The sequence below is a fragment of the Pontibacter sp. HJ8 genome (assembly GCF_054824225.1).
In genome coordinates this window covers 1-675 of record NZ_JSYF01000616.1, presented here as the reverse complement: position 1 = coordinate 675, position 675 = coordinate 1, and the positions used below count along the sequence as shown (strand labels likewise).

1 protein-coding gene is annotated in these 675 nt (G+C 40.3%); it reads left to right on the top strand.

Translation table 11 applies throughout. From position 1 onward, the window contains the following. Positions 1–454 precede the first annotated feature (454 nt). On the top strand, positions 455–675 hold a 221-nt coding region (locus OB13_RS20050), incomplete at its 3' end, for an ATP-binding cassette domain-containing protein (protein WP_461491961.1).

The window sequence follows — 675 nt, the reverse complement described above, 5'->3', positions numbered from 1 at the left end:
ACCCATAAGCCAGCTACGCCGCCTTATGGCCAAGCACGTTAGGCACGGTTTAAAAATATAGGAAGTTGAAAAATAGTTTTCTGCCTATTGGGTTAATACTCACCTTCACAGTTAAAGGCTGTTCTTAGGTTACTGATTCAACAACCAATATGAAGCTATACAAAACAGTAAGACTTATAGGGACTTTCTACAGAGGTTTTGTTCTGGCTTCGGTACTGACAACTATTTGCTGCATAAAATTACTTTGGGATTACAATTTTATGATATTCGGTATCCTGTTTTGGTTTAAAGTAGCCACCCTTGGTCTTATATTTTACTTTATTAACAGCTATAAGAGCAAACACTACTATTATTATCAAAACCTGGGGTTATCCAGGGCCATGCTCTGGGCGACTACCTTAGGCTTTGACCTTTTCTTGTTTTTATTTCTCATTGTACTTGCTTACAAAATCAGATGATTCACAAACTGGAAGCAGACAGTATTCAACTGGAGTTTGATGGCAGAAGGATACTTTCCGACATCCACCTGAAATGCGAAACAGGGGGAATAACCGGTTTGTTGGGCAGGAATGGGCAAGGCAAATCCTGCCTGATGAAAATCATTTACGGCAGTCTTACATGTGAGAAGTCCGTCAGGATTGATAACAGGGTTCAGTTCGAAGCTTTTAAGCGCCC